The sequence below is a fragment of the Flavobacterium sp. Leaf359 genome (genome assembly GCF_001423985.1).
GTDB lineage: Bacteria > Bacteroidota > Bacteroidia > Flavobacteriales > Flavobacteriaceae > Flavobacterium > Flavobacterium lindanitolerans.
In genome coordinates this window covers 21350-38278 of sequence record NZ_LMPW01000002.1, presented here as the reverse complement: position 1 = coordinate 38278, position 16929 = coordinate 21350, and the positions used below count along the sequence as shown (strand labels likewise).

19 protein-coding genes are annotated in these 16929 nt (G+C 37.6%); 11 read left to right on the top strand and 8 right to left on the bottom strand.

Annotation, left to right across the window (positions count from 1 at the left end):
* The first annotated feature begins 5 nt into the window (after positions 1-5).
* Positions 6-749: an SH3 domain-containing protein gene (locus tag ASG38_RS02780; protein ID WP_056066875.1), complete on the top strand. Its 744-nt coding sequence runs from the start codon at positions 6-8 to the stop codon at positions 747-749.
* 92 nt (positions 750-841) lie between these two features.
* Here the strand turns inward: ASG38_RS02780 and ASG38_RS02775 are convergent, their stop codons facing one another.
* A complete protein-coding gene (locus ASG38_RS02775) occupies positions 842-1342 on the bottom strand; it encodes a CvpA family protein (RefSeq protein WP_056066873.1) in 501 nt (166 codons plus the stop codon).
* 133 nt (positions 1343-1475) lie between these two features.
* On the opposite strand from ASG38_RS02775, the gene ASG38_RS02770 reads away from it, so the two are divergent.
* From ASG38_RS02770 to ASG38_RS02760, 3 genes are all read left to right on the top strand, one after another.
* Positions 1476-1835, top strand: a complete 360-nt coding sequence (locus ASG38_RS02770) for a hypothetical protein (RefSeq protein ID WP_056066871.1) — start codon at positions 1476-1478, stop codon at positions 1833-1835.
* A gap of 74 nt (positions 1836-1909) precedes the next feature.
* On the top strand, positions 1910-2929 hold the full coding sequence (gene pheS, locus ASG38_RS02765; protein ID WP_056066869.1) for a phenylalanine--tRNA ligase subunit alpha: 1020 nt from the start codon (positions 1910-1912) through the stop codon (positions 2927-2929).
* 161 nt (positions 2930-3090) lie between these two features.
* Positions 3091-3498, top strand: a complete 408-nt coding sequence (locus ASG38_RS02760) for a hypothetical protein (RefSeq protein WP_056066866.1) — start codon at positions 3091-3093, stop codon at positions 3496-3498.
* A 1-nt stretch (position 3499) separates the two neighbouring features.
* Here ASG38_RS02760 and ASG38_RS02755 read toward each other — a convergent pair whose 3' ends face one another.
* The 5 genes from ASG38_RS02755 to ASG38_RS02735 all read right to left on the bottom strand — a co-directional run bounded on the left by ASG38_RS02755 (position 3500) and on the right by ASG38_RS02735 (position 9590).
* Complete coding sequence (locus tag ASG38_RS02755) at positions 3500-4843, bottom strand: ankyrin repeat domain-containing protein (RefSeq protein WP_056066865.1); 1344 nt, start codon at positions 4841-4843, stop codon at positions 3500-3502.
* A gap of 12 nt (positions 4844-4855) precedes the next feature.
* On the bottom strand, positions 4856-6025 hold the full coding sequence (locus tag ASG38_RS02750) for an ankyrin repeat domain-containing protein (protein ID WP_056066863.1): 1170 nt from the start codon (positions 6023-6025) through the stop codon (positions 4856-4858).
* An 82-nt stretch (positions 6026-6107) separates the two neighbouring features.
* On the bottom strand, positions 6108-7106 hold the full coding sequence (locus tag ASG38_RS02745) for a TerC/Alx family metal homeostasis membrane protein (protein WP_056066861.1): 999 nt from the start codon (positions 7104-7106) through the stop codon (positions 6108-6110).
* 8 nt (positions 7107-7114) lie between these two features.
* Complete coding sequence (locus ASG38_RS02740) at positions 7115-8110, bottom strand: NAD(P)H-dependent glycerol-3-phosphate dehydrogenase (RefSeq protein WP_056066858.1); 996 nt, start codon at positions 8108-8110, stop codon at positions 7115-7117.
* A 319-nt stretch (positions 8111-8429) separates the two neighbouring features.
* Positions 8430-9590: an iron-containing alcohol dehydrogenase gene (locus tag ASG38_RS02735; RefSeq protein ID WP_056066855.1), complete on the bottom strand. Its 1161-nt coding sequence runs from the start codon at positions 9588-9590 to the stop codon at positions 8430-8432.
* A 139-nt stretch (positions 9591-9729) separates the two neighbouring features.
* Here ASG38_RS02735 and ASG38_RS02730 point away from each other — a divergent pair, with 139 nt between their 5' ends.
* From ASG38_RS02730 to ASG38_RS02700, 7 genes are all read left to right on the top strand, one after another.
* On the top strand, positions 9730-10422 hold the full coding sequence (locus ASG38_RS02730; protein ID WP_056066853.1) for an NUDIX domain-containing protein: 693 nt from the start codon (positions 9730-9732) through the stop codon (positions 10420-10422).
* 73 nt (positions 10423-10495) lie between these two features.
* On the top strand, positions 10496-11326 hold the full coding sequence (gene prs / locus ASG38_RS02725) for a ribose-phosphate diphosphokinase (RefSeq protein ID WP_056066848.1): 831 nt from the start codon (positions 10496-10498) through the stop codon (positions 11324-11326).
* On the top strand, positions 11323-12141 hold the full coding sequence (locus ASG38_RS02720) for a TIGR02452 family protein (RefSeq protein ID WP_056066845.1): 819 nt from the start codon (positions 11323-11325) through the stop codon (positions 12139-12141). Before prs ends, ASG38_RS02720 begins: the two co-directional genes overlap by 4 nt.
* Before the next feature lie 3 nt (positions 12142-12144).
* Positions 12145-12657, top strand: coding sequence for an O-acetyl-ADP-ribose deacetylase (locus ASG38_RS02715; RefSeq protein WP_056066842.1), 513 nt, complete (start codon positions 12145-12147; stop codon positions 12655-12657).
* Positions 12658-12666: 9 nt separating this feature from the next.
* Complete coding sequence (locus ASG38_RS02710; protein ID WP_056066839.1) at positions 12667-13392, top strand: metallophosphoesterase family protein; 726 nt, start codon at positions 12667-12669, stop codon at positions 13390-13392.
* 10 nt (positions 13393-13402) lie between these two features.
* Positions 13403-13873 (top strand): macro domain-containing protein, encoded by a 471-nt coding sequence (locus ASG38_RS02705; protein ID WP_056067377.1) that lies wholly within the window; start codon positions 13403-13405, stop codon positions 13871-13873.
* Positions 13874-13883: 10 nt separating this feature from the next.
* Positions 13884-15335: a nicotinate phosphoribosyltransferase gene (locus ASG38_RS02700; protein WP_056066836.1), complete on the top strand. Its 1452-nt coding sequence runs from the start codon at positions 13884-13886 to the stop codon at positions 15333-15335.
* Between the two features lie 47 nt (positions 15336-15382).
* Here the strand turns inward: ASG38_RS02700 and ASG38_RS02695 are convergent, their stop codons facing one another.
* Together ASG38_RS02695 and ASG38_RS02690 are read right to left on the bottom strand one after the other, a co-directional pair.
* Positions 15383-16165, bottom strand: coding sequence for a type 1 glutamine amidotransferase domain-containing protein (locus ASG38_RS02695; protein ID WP_082482139.1), 783 nt, complete (start codon positions 16163-16165; stop codon positions 15383-15385).
* 95 nt (positions 16166-16260) lie between these two features.
* Positions 16261-16824: a Crp/Fnr family transcriptional regulator gene (locus ASG38_RS02690; protein ID WP_056066834.1), complete on the bottom strand. Its 564-nt coding sequence runs from the start codon at positions 16822-16824 to the stop codon at positions 16261-16263.
* Positions 16825-16929: the final 105 nt, after the last annotated feature.

Sequence of the window (16929 nt, the reverse complement as noted above, 5' to 3'; positions counted from 1 at the left end):
CAAAAATGAAAAACATAGTCTACATACTGTTGCTTTTTACCCAGGTTTTCTGGGCACAGGACAATTTTGAGGCCGGAAACAAGTTCTACCGTCAGGACAAATTTGAAGAAGCTGTCAAAGCCTATGAAAATGTACTGAAAACAAAACAGCACTCAGCGGAATTGTATTTTAATCTCGGAAATGCTTATTACAAGCTCAATAAAACCGCTCCTGCGATTTATTATTACGAAAAGGCTCTGTTGCTTAATCCTGGTTATAGTGATGCCAGAAACAACCTGCAATTTGCCCAAAACATGACAATTGACGATATCAAGCCTGTGCAGCAGGTTGGTTTTGGAAAAATTATTCATGATTTTACGTCTTCCTATACCTATGACGGCTGGGCCAAAATTGCTATTGGCTTTTCAATCCTGTTTCTGTTGTTTTTCATAGGATATTATTTTTCGGCGGCAACCTGGCTCAAACGCGTTTTCTTTGTGGGATTATTCGTTGCATTAATTGCATTAATTGTGAGTGTTGCTTCTGCCATAGCAGAAAAGACAAGCTATGAAAACGATAAGCCTGCCATAATTTTTGCAGATACGGTGGGTGTTAAAAATGAACCGAAAGAAAATGCAGACAACGCCTTTGTACTTCATGAAGGCACAAAAGTCCAGATTATTGAAACGTTGGATAATTGGAGGAAAATTCAATTGGCTGATGAAAAAGAAGGCTGGGTGAATAAGGATGTTTTGAAAGAGATAAAGTAGATGTAGAATTTATGATTTTAGATTTATGATTTCTGTCTGTGACTCGCAAGCTAAAATCAAAAATCTTAAATCAAAAATCCTAAATCAAAAATTTACTTCTTCAACTCCTCAAACCATTCCTCAAAAACAGGGTAAACAAACTCTGAAATTTTCAGAATCGGGTTATAAAACAGCGAGTCATCAAGGGTTTTCTTTTCGGCAAACGTATTGTTGGAATTGATTTTTTGGAACAGTGCCAAGACAAAGCTCAGAATCAGGCACATTTTCAGGACGCCAAAAACTCCTCCGGCAATTTTATTTAGCAGTCCCAAACTTGCAAAATTGGCAATGGAAGTAAAGAATTTTGCCAGTAACGAAATACCGATAACTACACCAATAAAAGTCAGTACAAATGCCCAGATGGCAATGGTTTTTGGATTCCAGGAAAATACATCTGCTAAAAATTCAGCTGTAATGAAAGAAAACTTTATCGCAATATAAATCCCTAAAAGCAGCGATACCAAAGAAGCAAACTCTACAAAAAGCCCATTCCAAAGCCCTCTGATTAAACCATAGGCTAAGAAAATGCCTAAAATAATATCTAAAAGTCCCATTCAAAAAATAATAAGCAGCCAAGATAGATGACTTTGCATAGAAAAACAAAAATCAAGAATGTATCTTTGCAGATTAAATTCACAATTTATGAATGGAAAATTTCTGTTCGTAACTTAAAAAACTAAGATTCAAATGTCTAGAGATATACAATTAAAACAACGCTGGGAAAAAGTCGTCAGTCTTTTATCTCACCAATTTGCCGAAGGCGATGAGGAACTCGATTTGGACTCCATCATTTACCTTATCGGAGTACAGGAACTGGGAAAGGTTCATAATAAATTCAAAAAAGATGAAAAGGTAAACCTGATGCATATTGCCATATGCCGACTGCTGGAGCCTTACGGATTCTATGAATTTGATTATTTCGACAATGAAGGATGGCCGCATTATAAGATAAAAGAAGAACTGCCACCATTGAAAGCAGGTGAGCAATCCGTGCTAATGAAAGAAGCCATTGTGAATTATTTTCTGGAAAGAGAATTTATCGATTAGAGATTGCGAAACGTTCGTTCAGAACGGGCTTTTTCAGGGAAAAAATATTAAATTTGCACCTTTACTAAAAGAAGATGATAGACAAGATTAAAGAATATATTGGCGAAGTAGAAGCGTTTCAAACCCAAAATAAAGAGGAACTGGAAGCTTTCAGAATAAAATTTCTTGGGAGCAAAGGCCTTATAAAAGATTTTTTCGCCGAGTTCAAAAATGTTCCTAACGAACAGAAAAAAGAATTCGGGCAGGTAATCAATCAATTGAAAACTACGGCTGAAGATAAGCTAAAATCCATTCAGGAACTGTTTGAAAGCAAGGAAGAAACCATAGGCATCTATGGCGATTTGACGCGTCCGGCAGAACCTGTAAAGATAGGTTCGCGCCATCCTATTTCTTTGGTTAAAAATCAGATTGTAGATATTTTTTCCAACATCGGTTTCAACGTTTCTGAAGGTCCGGAAATTGAAGACGACTGGCATAACTTCACAGCATTGAATCTTCCGGAATATCATCCGGCAAGAGACATGCAGGATACTTTTTTTATCCAGACTAATCCGGATATCCTGTTGAGAACACATACATCATCAGTTCAGGTGCGTTATATGGAAGAAAACAAACCGCCAATCCGAACGATTTCTCCGGGACGTGTTTTCAGAAATGAAGCCGTTTCTTCGCGTTCGCACTGTATTTTCCACCAGGTGGAAGGTTTGTACATCGATAAAGATGTTTCGTTTGCCGACCTGAAACAGACGCTTTTATATTTTACAAAAGAAATGTTCGGGAAATCAAAAATCCGTTTGCGTCCGTCTTATTTCCCGTTTACAGAACCAAGTGCGGAGATTGACATCTATTGGGGATTAAAAACAGAAACCGACTACAGAATTACCAAAGGAACCGGTTGGCTTGAAATTGGTGGTTGCGGAATGGTTGACCCTAATGTATTGAAAAACTGTGGTATCAATGCAGATGAATTTACAGGTTTCGCCTTTGGAATGGGTGTTGAAAGAATAGCAATGCTGCTGCACCAAATTGGCGATATCAGGATGTTCTATGAAAATGATGTGAGATTCCTGGAGCAATTTAAAGCTTCTATTTAAGTCGTAAAGTTCATAAAGTCATAAAGTTCATAAAGTCGAAAGTTGGAAAGTAATTGTCTAAAAAAAGACTAATTACTTTCCACTATTCACTTTCCATTTTCCATTTTCCATTTTCCACTTTCGACTTTCCACTTTCGACTATCAACTATCAACTATTCACTATGAAAAAAGATATCGTTATCCCAAAAGTAGAAAACGTTTTCCTAGCCGCCGTCCAGGAATGGAACGACGACTTTATGGAAAAAGTATGGTATGTCTATTTAGTCAATGACAGTGATTTTGATTTGGATAGTGTCATGGTCGTATCAAAGGCCTTTGGAACCATTGATGGCGAAATGAAAAAAACATCACTTTTGCGCCATGCCTTTACGCAGGTTCCTGCTGTTTCTGTAGTAAAAGTAGAAATGGTTGAAAAGAGCGTTTTGGCTCTTAACAACGAATTCATGGTTACTTATTTTATAGGAAACACCCTGTATGATAAGAAATTCATTTTCCGTACAAATACTATCAACGAGCGCGCTACAGAAGAAGTGCCTATTTTGTTTGTAAACGGAGTTATCGTCAGATAAATCAGCCTTTCAAAATCTTAGCCTTTTCAACATCAAATTCTTCCTGCGATAAAATTCCGGCATCCAAAAGCTCTTTCAGGTCTAATAAGGCTTGCTTTTTTGAAGCCATATCAACAGGAGCGGAAGCTGGTGCGGGTTCTGTTTTCGTACTATTTGGATTAGCAGTGTTTGACGGACTGTATTTTAGCAACAGTTCCGTAATTTCATTAAATCCCTTGATGTTGGAATAATCAATCGCTTTCTGTTCTTTTGCGTTTACTACAGAAGCATCTGCTTCTTTTTCCAAAAGCAGTTTTACCATATCTTTTTTGCCGTTAGCTGCTGCATAATGCAAGGCCGTATTGCCACTTTCATCCTGTATGTTGATATTGGCATCCTTATCCAAAAGCAATTTGACCATACTCACATGGCCGCTTTTTGCGGCAACATGCAGCAAGCTTTCGCCACCATAACCATAAGATGTGTCTAATGAAAAACTACTCGAAATACTAAGACTGTCGGCCGTTTCCACCCAATCCAGATAAGAATACATGGACGTTTCGTTTCCGGTCACCGGTTTGGAATAATTAACATCGACGCCATTATTTATAAAAAGCTCGACAATTTCTTTTTGGTTGTTGGAACAGGCATACCATATTGGTGACAATCCGCTTTGGGAAGAAACAAAAATGTCGGCTCCTTTTTCCGTCAAGAGTTTGGTCAGCATGCGGTTGCTGTCATAGCAGGCCAAAAGCAAAGCGCTTTCGCCGGCATGATTGATATGGTTAATAGCAGCGCCATTTTCCAAAAGCAGTTCGACCATGGGCTGGTTTTTTGATTTGACGGCAAACAGCAAAGGTGAATTGCCCTGTTTGTTGGTCGTATTGACATCGGCTCCGTTTTCTAATAATTTTTTGACAATCGCTGCATTTCTCCAACTGGCTGCTATAAGAAGCGGGGTTTCGGCTTCATTGTTTTCTAAATCAGCATTTACGCCCTGTTCAAGCAGTTTTTCTAAAACCTCAATTTGTCCGGTTTGGGCTGTAAGATGCAAAAGACTGTTTCCTTTGAAATCTTTGACGTCTGTTTTGGCGCCATTTTCCAATAAGAATAATGCCGTCTGCTTTTGTTTTTGCAAACAGGCAAAATAGAAAGGCGTTTCGCCGGCGTGGTCTTCATAATCAATAGCGGCTCCTTCGCTAATGAGTATCTGTACAAGGTCAAGATAACCATGATGGGCTGCATAATGCAATGCAGTTCTGCCTTTTTCATCGGTATAGGTTACATCAACTTCTTTGTTGGCTAATAAAAGTTCTGCTATTTTTCTTTTTCCGCTTTCGCAAGCGATTATAAATGACATTGACATGGTTCGTTCGGATTAGGATTGCTTCATCAGCAGTTCAACGGTTTTTATTTTCAGGTTATCATCAGACGCGAGATTCAGGGCCGTCTGGTCTTTATCGTTTGTGATTGTGACATCGGCACCGTTTTCAAGCAAAAGCTTTACTTTTCGGTACATTTCCTTTGCTTTTTCAGCATCATAATTCACATTGTAGGCACAAACTTTATGCAATAATGTATTTCCGCTATTGTCCTGACGATTGATGTCGATGGCTCCGGTTTCTATAATAGTTTGAAGTACTTCCGGTTTTTTTTCAGCGATGAGGTCGGCTGGCATTGTGTCCCGGCCATAATAAATGCTGGTTTGGTATATATCTGCTCCATCATCAATGAGCTTTCGTAATAATTCCAGACTTTTTTCTGAAGTATCATACATCATTCGCATGTATTCAAACAAAAGCGTTACCTGGTCGCTGTTGAGCAGGTCAAATTGAGGCATGTCGTAATTTCGAAGTAAATCGTACAACCTGACATCTAGTTTATGGGCTACGGCATAGAAAAAGGCCGTATTTCCGTTTTTATCGGCATGATTAGGATTGGCTCCATTTTGCAGAAGAAGCTCAAGATATTCGTTTCTGTTGAATTCTATGGCTGTAATCAAAGGTGTTTTCTGCACAATGTTCTGAGCATTGACATCCAAACCTTCCTGTATCAGAAATTCAAGATACGAAAGGGAAAGTTCGGGTTTCATCAGATTGGTTTTTATAACCTGATGCAGGAAATTTTCTTCGGCATTGTTCTTGAAGTTTACATTACATCCCGTTTCTGCCAGTATTTTAATACTTTCGAGACTGGCGCCTTTCTCGAAAAAGTAGCCAAGGAGAGTTTTGGCACCCACTTCATCGTTTATATTGTCAAATTTTGAAATAAATTCCCTGAAAAAATCAAGAGATTCATCATCTGTCTGCAGGCCCCTCACGACGCTTTGGAAAATGCTTTTATCAAAACTGTCAAATTCATAGACATCGGTTTCAATAACACCATTTTCTAAAAAGAGGCGGATAATTTCAAATTGTTTTTGCTGAAATAGTCTGTCAAAAATGCCTGACTTGCTGTATTCGTTTAGTGTTTTTGGAAGTTTTTCGCCATTGGCAACATGGTCTAAAACTTCGGAGAATTTTCCCGAGTTTAAAAGTTGTTCTAACATAAGGTTGTATGGTTATTATTTATCATAATTACGAAAAATAATAACACAAGCCGAGAACTTTCACTTTATTTTCACAAATAGACTATTTTTCTTCTTTTACAGGAAAAGCCAAAGAAGCCATTACAGACAAAATCAGTACGCTTCCTACTACAGTCAGTGAAGTTGGTGATGAGATATGGTAAAAAGGCTGTATAAGCATTTTTACGCCTATAAAAGCCAGGATAATTGCCAGTCCGTACTTTAGTCGGCTGAACATATACATAAAGTTTGCCAACAGGAAATATAAAGCCCTAAGCCCCAATATGGCAAAAATGTTTGAAGTGTAAAGAATAAAAGGGTCGTTTGGTGCTATGGCAAAAATAGCCGGAATAGAATCGACCGCAAAAATCAGGTCCGTAAATTCGATAACAGCTACAACAACTAATAATGGTGTAGCCATTTTGACTCCGTTTTCTACCGTAAAAAACTTATCGCCGTCATAATTTTCAGAAACTTTGAAGAATCGGTGTACCAATTTGGCTCCCGGGCTTTTTGTAAAATCTTTGTTTTCGTCATTGTCTTCTTTTGAAAACCACGATTTGAATCCTGCGAAAACAAGGAAAAACCCAAAGACCGATAAGACAACATTAATGCTGACCAGCTTTCCAAAAATATTCATTTCAGGCAGATAGGTCATATTGATAAGCTCTACGCCGGAGAAAATAAAAATCGCCCTGAAAATCAAAGCCCCGATAATTCCCCAAAACAGGACTTTATGGTGCAAATGTTTCGGAACATTAAAAAAACCAAAAACCAGAATGAAGACAAAAAGGTTGTCGACAGAAAGCGCCTTTTCAATCCAGTAAGCCGATTGAAATTGCGTGAACTGCTCTATTCCCATCAAATAATAAATCACGCCGCTAAAACCCATGGCTAAAGAAATCCATACGATTGACCAGATAGCCGCTTCCTTGTTCGAAACGACATGGCTTTTTTTGTTGAACACTCCTAAATCAAGAAGCAGCATAATGATGATAACAACAGAAAATGCGGTCAGGATTCCGGGATGATTGACTAGATGGTCGACGCCGTTGTTTTGCATGTCAGGAATTAGTTAAGTTTTTCAGTTAGTTTTCTAAATACTTTTTTAGGTTCTTTTCCTTCATATAAGATGCCATAAACTGCATCAATGATTGGAGTTTTGGCACGCAAGCCTTCATTTAGCTTGTAGGCACTGTTTGTGGCATAATAGCCTTCGGCAACCATACTCATTTCCATCATGGCAGATTTTACGGTATAGCCTTTTCCAATCATGTTTCCAAACATTCTGTTTCTCGAAAATATGGAATATCCCGTAACCAATAAATCGCCCAGATAGGCAGAATCATTGATGTTTCGTTTCATTTTATGAACCTTTCGGATGAATTTTTTCATTTCGCGTATTGCGTTACTCATCAAAAGTGCCTGAAAGTTATCGCCATACCCCAAACCGTGAGCCATTCCGGCTGCAATCGCATAAATGTTTTTTAGCATGGCAGCATATTCTGTACCAATAATGTCATCAGAAATTTTGGCTTTGATATAATTGCCGCTGAGGTTATTTGCCATAATTTTGGCCTTTTGCGAATCGCCACAAGCAATGGTTAGATAGGAAAGGCGTTCCATGGCAACTTCTTCAGCGTGACAAGGACCTGTTATAACCCCGATATTGTCATACGGGATCTTGTATTTTTCGTGGAAATGCTCTCCAACAATAAGGCTGGTTTCAGGAACAATACCTTTGATGGCAGAAAAAATAATTTTCCCATCCAGGCTTTCTGTAAGATGCTCCAATTCGCCACTTAAAAAAGCTGAAGGAATAGCGAAAATAATATAATCGGCATATTTTACTGCTTCGTTTATATTACTGGTAAGTTTTAGTTTTTTGGTGTCAAATTCAACAGAACTGAGGTAATTCGGATTGTGTTTGAACTTTTTGATATGTTCAATCGCACTTTCATTCCTCATATACCACGCAATCTCTTCGAGATTAACGCAAAGCATTTTTGCAATTGCTGTCGCCCAGCTTCCGCCGCCAATTACGGCAAATTTTGGATGTTCATTCATTTCGGTTCGTTTGTTTGCCAAAAATACTCAAATAAGTGGTAATCGGAAATTAATTTCGTCCCTCTATTCTCTTTTTTGTCAGAAACCTACTCCATAAAACGGACACATCGATAATTTTAACTTAAAATTATGATTATCAATGCAATGCGGGACCATTGTTGCCGTTATTGATATTGAGTTGGTTAGATTACAATATACGTTGCAAAATAATACGCCTTCGTATTATTAAGTTAGTTAAGATTTGTTTTTGGTGTTTTGAAAAAGGCACTCTTGAAAATTACTTTCAGGAGTGCCTTTTGACTTTAAAACGGGTGAACTCTTAATAGCTGAGTTCCACAATATTTTTTACTTTTTCAGGAGTAATGTTTTTCTTTTCTCCCAGGCCTTTCCAGCCTCTTTCTTCAAAACGTCGGGCTATGAAATCGGCTGTCTTTTCGTAGTCCTGTGTGTATTCAGACAATTTGGTCTGCATTCCCATTCTATGAAAAAATTCAACGGTTTTTTCAATAGCTTCAACAGCCATTTCATCTATAGTACCATCGGCAACATTCCAGACTCTTTTGCCATATTGTGCCAGCTTATCTTTTTTGGTTTCAAACATGACGCGGTACAGATTTGGGCCAATAATAGCTAGTGTTCTGGCATGGTCTATTTCAAACAGGGCAGTCAGTTCGTGGCCAATCATATGCGTAGCCCAATCTGTTGGAACGCCTTTCTGGATTAGTCCGTTCAATGCCATCGTACAACTCCACATATAATTAGACGCCAGTTTATAGTCGGTTGGATTTTCTACAACTTCCGGTCCGATTTCGATTAGGGTTTGTAGAATTCCTTCAGAAATTCTGTCCTGCAATAGAGCATCATGCGGATAGGTAAGATATTGTTCAAGAACGTGCGTGTAGGCATCAATAATCCCGTTTTGGATTTGTCTTTTTGGCAATGAAGCAACTACTTCAGGGTCGCAGATTGAAAATTTTGGGAATAGGGCAGGACCACCAAACGAAAGTTTTTCCTGAGTTTCGTTGATGGTGATTACCGCTCCCGAATTCATTTCGCTTGCAGTAGCCGGAAGCGTGAGAACTGTCCCAAACGGAACGGCATTATCAAGAATCCGAATTCCTTTTTTTAGAATATCCATTGGCTTTCCGTCAAATTTTACGGCAGCCGAAATAAACTTGGTCCCATCAATTACAGAACCGCCGCCTACAGCCAGTATAAAATCCAGTTGTTTTTCACGGATGATTTCTACGGCTTTCATTAAGGTTTCATAACGCGGATTGGGCTCAATTCCTCCAAATTCGGTGATGTCATACCCGTGCAGTGCTTTTCGTACCTGGTCATAAACACCATTTTTGAAGATACTGCCACCGCCATAAGTAATCAATACTTTTGCCTCTTTTGGGATGAGGTCGGAAATTTTTGCAATTTGTCCTTTCCCAAAAACCAATTGGGTAGGATTGTATAATTCGAAGTTCAGCATAATTTTAAATTTTATGTAAAATTACGAATCCATGAAGCGAAAAAGTGGTAAAGCTCTGTTAAGAAAATAACCTAAAAAGTAGAAAAGAATACTGCTTTCCGCGAAACAATTTTTATTTTTGTGTAAAAATTACGCATTTATGTCGCCAGTTCAAAATATACGAATAGCCGTTGATGCCATTGTTTTTGGTTATCAAAACAATAAGCTTTATGTGCTTCTGATACAACAAAAATTTGGTTCAGAAAAAGCCTATTGGGCTCTGCCGGGCGGTTTGGTCAAAGAAGATGAGACATTAAAAGAGGCAGTAAAACGGGAACTGCATGAGGAGACCAATGTGGCTATTAATTATTTTGAACAGCTTTATACTTTTGGCGATGACATATACCGCGATTCCAGAAACCGCGTAATTTCTGTGGCGTATTTTGCCTTGGTTGATTCCTCAAAATTTGATATTAAGGCAGATTCTGATGCTGAAAATGTGAAATGGTTTGAGATAAAAGCTGTCCCGCAACTGGCTTTTGACCATAATTTAATATTAGATAAAGCGGTGGAACGATTAAAAGCAAAATTGACCTACCAACCCGTAGGATTTGATTTGCTTCCTGAGGAATTTATGTTTTCTGAGCTTGAAAATCTATACTGTACCATTTTAGAAAAAGAAATCGACAGGAGAAATTTCCGCAAGAAGATTTTAAGCTTCGGAATTATTGAAGAAACAGATAAGTTTTCTCCCATAAAAAGCGGGCGTCCGGCCAAACTTTTCAAATTCAACAAGCAAAAATATTACGACCTTGAAAAAGAAGGCTTCCATTTCGAAATTAAATTTGCGTAAAAATCACACTAAATAATTTGACTGTTGTGTTTTTTGTTTTATATTTGCGTAATAATTACACAAACTAAAAAACATGATACTCAATTTAGATACCCATTTCAATCCTTTTCCAGGTAAAAGAGAAATACAGTTCCAAAGCTTTACTTTTTCAGGTGGTGAACCTCATATCAAGATCAATCCTGATTTTGATGTTTCTGAACCGGTAACGATTACACATCGAATCAATTCTTTTAATGATTTTGGCTTGCTGCTGTTGGCAATAGATGCGTTGAAAAGAATGGATGTGAAATTAATCAATGTTTTTATCCCTTATTTTCCGGCAGCAAGACAGGATCGTGTAATGATTTCAGGAGAACCATTGTCTGTAAAGGTTTATGCGGATATTTTGAATAGCCTGAAACTAAATAAAGTTACTGTTTTTGACGCACATTCTGAAGTAACTCCGGCATTACTTGACAACTGCGAAGTGATTCCAAACCATGCTTTTATTGCGGAGGTCTTAGAAAAAATAGGCAAGGAAGTAAAATTGATTTCTCCTGATGGTGGTGCTTTGAAAAAAATCTATAAAGTTTCTGAATATTTAGGCGGCGTTGAGGTCGTGGAATGCAGCAAAAGCCGTGATGTTAAGACAGGGAAGTTATCTGGTTTTAAAGTTTACAACGATGACCTTAAAGGAATGGATTGTTTGATTGTAGATGACATTTGTGATGGAGGCGGCACCTTCGTCGGACTTGCCGAAGAATTAAAAAAGAAAAATGCTGGAAAATTATATTTAGCCGTAAGCCACGGAATTTTCAACAAAGGATTTGATGTTTTTCAAAAAGATTTCGAGAAAATATTTACGACAAATTCTTTTAGAGAATTTGACAATGAGATGGTAGAGGTGGTAAAATTAAAATTATGAATAAAAATTATAGAGTAGAAATAGCAAATAAAACACTGGAAATCATCAAGAATGGTTTTTATGAGGTCAACGGAAAAAAAGTTAATATAGAAAAAGAACTAAGGAGTTCAATAGAAAATACGATTACAATAGCACCAGAGGATTGGGAGCCTATTTTGAGAATTCCAATCGATAATACGCACAATACAGAAATCAGCATTAAAAACTGTTCTACGATTGAAGCGATATTTCAAGAAAAAGAAGGCAAAATAGGAGTGTTGAATTTTGCTTCTGCAAAGAATCCTGGAGGGGGATTTTTGGGTGGTGCATCTGCACAGGAAGAAAGTTTGGCAAGGTCGTCAAGTCTGTATGAATCGCAGATTAAAGATAAAAAAATGTATGACTTTAATAGAAGCCAATCATCGTTTTTATATTCAGACTATATGATTTATAGTCCGGATGTTTTATTCTGGAACGATGATAACGGAAATTATTTTGAACGACCATTAATTGCAGATGTGATTACTTCTCCGGCTCCAAATAAAGGAGCTATGCTACAGCATAACAGAAAAGATGAAATCGAGAATATTGATGAAGTTTTTAAAAGGAGAATGGATGAGATGCTGGCAATTGCAGCCAAAAACGAGATTGAAATATTAATCTTAGGGGCTTGGGGTTGTGGTGTTTTTAGAAATGAGCCAAAAGAAGTAGCCCAATTATTTAAGGAAATCATCTCCGAAAAATATTCCGGGGCATTTCAGAAAATTGTTTTTGCAGTATATGATACTTCTGAAAAGAAATTGAATTTTAAAGTTTTTGAAGATATTTTTAGTTAGATAATGAAAATCGAAGTTATCCAAGCAGATATTACAGAAATTCAGGTTGATGCCATAGTAAATGCGGCCAATACTTCCCTTTTGGGCGGAGGCGGAGTTGACGGAGCCATCCATAGAAAAGGGGGAAAACAAATTCTTGAAGAATGTATTGCTATCAGAAACAGGCAAGGCGGTTGTGATGTAGGCCAAGCTGTAATTACGAAAGCAGGAAATTTACCGTCAAAATTTGTAATCCACACCGTTGGCCCGGTTTGGAATGGCGACAAGGAGGAAAAGAAAAAACTCTTGGCTGATTGTTATAAGAATAGTTTGGAATTGGCACTTGAGAATAACATTAAAACCATTGCTTTTCCGAATATCAGTACGGGAATTTATCATTTTCCTAAAGATAAAGCTGCAGAAATTGCCATCCAGGCAGTAAAAGAATTCTCCCGAAAAGAAGAATTCGAAAAGATAATTTTTGTCTGTTTTGACGAAGAAAACCACAGTTTATATAAAAATTTACAAGACAACTAATTTTAATCCATGAGAACTTTAGTTATAGGAGATATCCACGGAGGATATAAAGCCTTGGTTCAGGTTTTGGAAAGAGCAAAAGTTACGACTGACGATACCCTAATTTTTTTAGGAGATTATGTAGATGGTTGGAGCGAATCGGCTCAGGTTATTGATTATTTGATTGAACTGGATAAAAAACACAAATGTATTTTCATAAAAGGAAATCATGATTTGTGGTGTGGAAGATGGCTGCTCTTAGGGGCTTCTAATCCTGTATGGGAAGAAAATGGAGGGAAGGCTACAAAAGAAAGCTATTTGAAAACAGGTTTATTGACTAATTCTGAACATAAATCCTTTTTCGAAAACCTAAAAAACTTTTATATTGACGAAGAAGAAAGGCTCTTCATCCATGCCGGATATACCTCAATTCATGGAGTCGAAAAAGAAGAACACGAATCCAATTATTATTTTGACAGGACTTTATGGGAAATGGTTTTGGCAATGGATAAAAATATGGACGAAGAGGTGTTTACTTATCCTAAACGATTACACCATTATCGTGAAATCTATATCGGTCATACACCAACAACAAATTACAATCAGGATGTTCCAATGAATGCTATGAATGTATGGAATATCGATACAGGTGCCGGGTTTAAAGGAAAGCTGTCGGTTTTAGATATAGAATCAAAACTATTTTGGCAAAGTGACCCGCTTGTTGAGTTATATCCAAATGAAAAAGGAAGAAATTAATACCCAAACAATGAAAGATATTCAATACAAAAAAGGAGATGCAACCAATCCTATAGATAATGGCAACAAGGTAATTGTCCACATATGCAATGACATTGGTGCATGGGGAAAAGGTTTTGTGATGGCCATTTCAAAAAAATGGAAAGAACCGGAAAAGAAATACAGAGAATGGTTTAAATCTAAAGAAAATTTCAATCTTGGGGAGGTTCAATTCGTACAAGTTCAGGAAGATTTGTGGGTTGCGAATCTAATAGGTCAGCATAAAATAAACAAAGACGAAAACGGCAATGCCCCGATAAGATATGATGCCGTTGAAAACGGATTGGATAAGGTGGCAAATTTTGCATGTGAAATAAATGCTTCTGTGCATATGCCTAGAATAGGTTGCGGTTTAGCAGGAGGAAAATGGGAAATGATTGAACCAATTATCGAGAAAACCATTTCAAAAAAAGATATTAACACAACAGTTTACGATTTTTAAAAAAACAAATATGAACCCACTCTTATTAACAGACGGCTACAAAGTCGACCACAGAAGACAATATCCGGAAGAAACAACACTGGTTTATTCTAACTGGACACCAAGAAAATCAAGAATTGAAAATGTAGATGAGGTAGTTTTTTTCGGATTACAGTACTTTATCAAGAAATACATCATTGAAGATTTTGAGAGCAGTTTTTTCAGACAGCCAAAAGAAGAAGTTGTAAAAAAGTATGCCCGAAGAATCAACAATTATTTAGGTGAAAATCAAGTTGGTACAAAACATATTGAGGATTTGCATGATTTAGGATACATTCCTATGGTTTTTAAGGCATTGCCTGAAGGAGCAAGTGTTCCTGTTCGTGTTCCTATGTTTACGATGTACAACACGAAACCGGAGTTTTTCTGGTTGACCAATTATTTCGAAACCTTGCTTTCTGCTGTAATCTGGCTGCCTTGTAATTCGGCTACGATAGCCAAACAATATCGAAAAGTTTTGGACCGTTTTGCAAAAGAAACTTCTTCCGTTCCGGAGTTTGTAAACTGGCAGGCACATGATTTCTCCATGCGGGGAATGGGCGGAGTAGAAGCAGCAGTAACTTCTGCGGCCGGTCATTTGCTTAGTTTTACAGGTACAGACACGATTCCGGCAATTGATTTTTTTGAAGAATATTATAATGCGAATTCAGATAAGGAACTTATTGGCGGTTCTGTAGCAGCTACTGAACATTCCGTTATGTGTATGGGAACCACTGAAGGCGAGTTCGAAACCTTTGAACGACTGATTACAAAAGTATATCCAAAAGGTATTGTTTCTATTGTTTCTGATACCTGGGATTTATGGAAAGTTTTGACGGACTACCTTCCAAGACTTAAAAATAATATTGTTTCAAGAGAAGGGAAAGTTGTAGTAAGACCGGATAGTGGAGACCCGATTCATATTTTATGCGGTAATCCTTATGGAAAAACTGAAGAAGAAAGAAAGGGTGTGATAGAGTTGTTATGGGATGTTTTTGGAGGAACTATCAATGATAAGGGCTATAAAGAATTGGTCCCCCAAATAGGTGCCATTTATGGTGATAGCATCACGATTGAACGGGCAACAAAAATCTGTGAAAAACTAAAAGAAAAAGGCTTTGCTTCTACGAATGTAGTTTTAGGAATTGGGTCGTTTACCTACCAATACAACACCAGAGATACTTTTGGTTTTGCGATGAAAGCTACCTATGGAGAAGTAAACGGTGAGGGAAGAGCTATTTTTAAAGACCCGATTACAGATGACGGAACAAAAAAATCAGCGAAAGGATTGATGAAAATTGAATTGGAAAACGGAACCTACAAGCTCATTGACCAGGTTTCGTGGGATGAAGAGAAGAAAGGTGAGCTGAAAGAAGTTTTCAGAGATGGAAAACTGCTCATTGATTACTCTCTTGCCGGGATTCGTAAAACGATTAATGAATAATAAAATAAAAAGCCTAAACAGGAATGTTTAGGCTTTTTATTTATCAATTATTTCCCAAGCGATTTCAACTCTTTTAAAACTGCTTCTCCAACACCTTTTGCGGATTGAGGATTTTGTCCGGTTACGAGCCTTCCGTCAACCGTAACATGAGGTTGCCATAATCCGGATTTTTCGAACTTAGCACCACGTTCTATCAGTTTTGTTTCTAAAGCAAACGGAACGACTTTTTCTAATTTTACTGCAATTTCTTCTTCATTGGTAAAGGCGTTTACTTTTTTGCCGTCAACCAAATATTTGCCATTGCTTAATTTAATGTTTACCAATCCCGCTGGTCCGTGGCAGACTGCTCCAACCACGCCATTGTTTTCATAAATAGCCGTAGCAATTTTGGCGATTTCTGCATTTTCAGGAAAATCCCACATGGCACCATGGCCTCCGGCATAGTAAATAGCGACATAATCTTTCGGATTTACTTCAGACGGTTTCATTGAATTGCTGATTTTGTTGTGATAAACCGCATCTTCCCAAAATTGCTTATTAATCGGGTCGTTCAGGTCAAAACCATCAACAGGCGGTGTTCCGCCTTTTGGGCTTACAAAATCAATTGTATAATGGTCTTTTAATACTTCCCAGGCATGGGTAACTTCTCCCAGATAATAACCGGTTGGTTCGCCTGTGTTTCCTTTTTTGTCATGGCTCGATACCACGAATAAAATTTTCTTTTTTTCCATCTTTTTTGATTTTTTAGTTTGTGCGTTGGCCAAATCCGGATTTAAGAAAAGGGCAAAAACTGTAACTGCCATCAAAACCGGAGCGATTATTTTTTTCATAACTAATGTTCTTTAGAATTAAGTTACAAAATTCAGAAGAAATTTAGGGGATGAAAAGGTAAAAAGTCACGAATTTGAAGTGACAATTGTCACACTTACGAACTAAAACGGCTCAATGTTTCCCGGGAAACGCCAAGATAGGAAGCAATCAGTTTTTTAGGGACTTTTTGAAATAGGCTGGGATAAAGCTGCAGTAATTTTTCATAACGTTCCTGCGGATTGTTGTTTAGCATCGACAGGATTCTCTGTTGCAGGGCAATATATCCGGCATTGGATTTTCTGCGAAAAAAATGTTCAATCTTATGCATTTCTGAGCAGAGTTTTTCACGGTTGTACAGTGAAAGGCAAAGTACTTCCGTATCTTCAATGCAGTCAATGTTGAGAGTGGCTTTTGTTTGGTTGAAATAGGCATTGAAATCACAAATCCACCAATCAGGAAGGGCAAACTGGAGAATATGTTCTTTCCCGTCCTGGCTAACATGATAGGCTTTCAGGCAGCCTTCCAAAACAAAAAAATCATTAGGGACATCTTCACCTTCCTGAACTAAAAACTGGTGTTTTTTATATTTTTTAGGAGTAAAATGCGACAGTATATAATCGAATTCGCCATCAGTTAGTGGCGTGATTTTCTCGATTTGCTGTCGTAATAGTTGACTCATTTTTTAACCTTTATAATTTGTGTCTGAAATCTACTTCTTTATTTTTTGCCACTGATTGGAATGATTGCCACTGATTTTTAAACATCGATAAAAATCATTCTAATC

Bases quoted from the DNA above. Each gene is read 5' to 3' on its own strand.
- ASG38_RS02700 (WP_056066836.1), top strand. From the start codon at position 13,884: ATGAACCCACTCTTATTAACAGACGGCTACAAAGTCGACCACAGAAGA.
- ASG38_RS02760 (WP_056066866.1), top strand. From the start codon at position 3,091: ATGAAAAAAGATATCGTTATCCCAAAAGTAGAAAACGTTTTCCTAGCC.
- ASG38_RS02755 (WP_056066865.1), bottom strand. From the start codon at position 4,843: ATGTCAATGTCATTTATAATCGCTTGCGAAAGCGGAAAAAGAAAAATA.
- ASG38_RS02705 (WP_056067377.1), top strand. From the start codon at position 13,403: ATGAAAGATATTCAATACAAAAAAGGAGATGCAACCAATCCTATAGAT.
- ASG38_RS02735 (WP_056066855.1), bottom strand. From the start codon at position 9,590: ATGCTGAACTTCGAATTATACAATCCTACCCAATTGGTTTTTGGGAAA.
- ASG38_RS02780 (WP_056066875.1), top strand. From the start codon at position 6: ATGAAAAACATAGTCTACATACTGTTGCTTTTTACCCAGGTTTTCTGG.
- ASG38_RS02710 (WP_056066839.1), top strand. From the start codon at position 12,667: ATGAGAACTTTAGTTATAGGAGATATCCACGGAGGATATAAAGCCTTG.
- pheS (WP_056066869.1), top strand. From the start codon at position 1,910: ATGATAGACAAGATTAAAGAATATATTGGCGAAGTAGAAGCGTTTCAA.
- ASG38_RS02730 (WP_056066853.1), top strand. From the start codon at position 9,730: ATGTCGCCAGTTCAAAATATACGAATAGCCGTTGATGCCATTGTTTTT.
- ASG38_RS02720 (WP_056066845.1), top strand. From the start codon at position 11,323: ATGAATAAAAATTATAGAGTAGAAATAGCAAATAAAACACTGGAAATC.
- ASG38_RS02775 (WP_056066873.1), bottom strand. From the start codon at position 1,342: ATGGGACTTTTAGATATTATTTTAGGCATTTTCTTAGCCTATGGTTTA.
- ASG38_RS02695 (WP_082482139.1), bottom strand. From the start codon at position 16,165: ATGAAAAAAATAATCGCTCCGGTTTTGATGGCAGTTACAGTTTTTGCC.
- ASG38_RS02740 (WP_056066858.1), bottom strand. From the start codon at position 8,110: ATGAATGAACATCCAAAATTTGCCGTAATTGGCGGCGGAAGCTGGGCG.
- ASG38_RS02715 (WP_056066842.1), top strand. From the start codon at position 12,145: ATGAAAATCGAAGTTATCCAAGCAGATATTACAGAAATTCAGGTTGAT.
- ASG38_RS02745 (WP_056066861.1), bottom strand. From the start codon at position 7,106: ATGCAAAACAACGGCGTCGACCATCTAGTCAATCATCCCGGAATCCTG.
- ASG38_RS02770 (WP_056066871.1), top strand. From the start codon at position 1,476: ATGTCTAGAGATATACAATTAAAACAACGCTGGGAAAAAGTCGTCAGT.
- ASG38_RS02690 (WP_056066834.1), bottom strand. From the start codon at position 16,824: ATGAGTCAACTATTACGACAGCAAATCGAGAAAATCACGCCACTAACT.
- ASG38_RS02750 (WP_056066863.1), bottom strand. From the start codon at position 6,025: ATGTTAGAACAACTTTTAAACTCGGGAAAATTCTCCGAAGTTTTAGAC.
- prs (WP_056066848.1), top strand. From the start codon at position 10,496: ATGATACTCAATTTAGATACCCATTTCAATCCTTTTCCAGGTAAAAGA.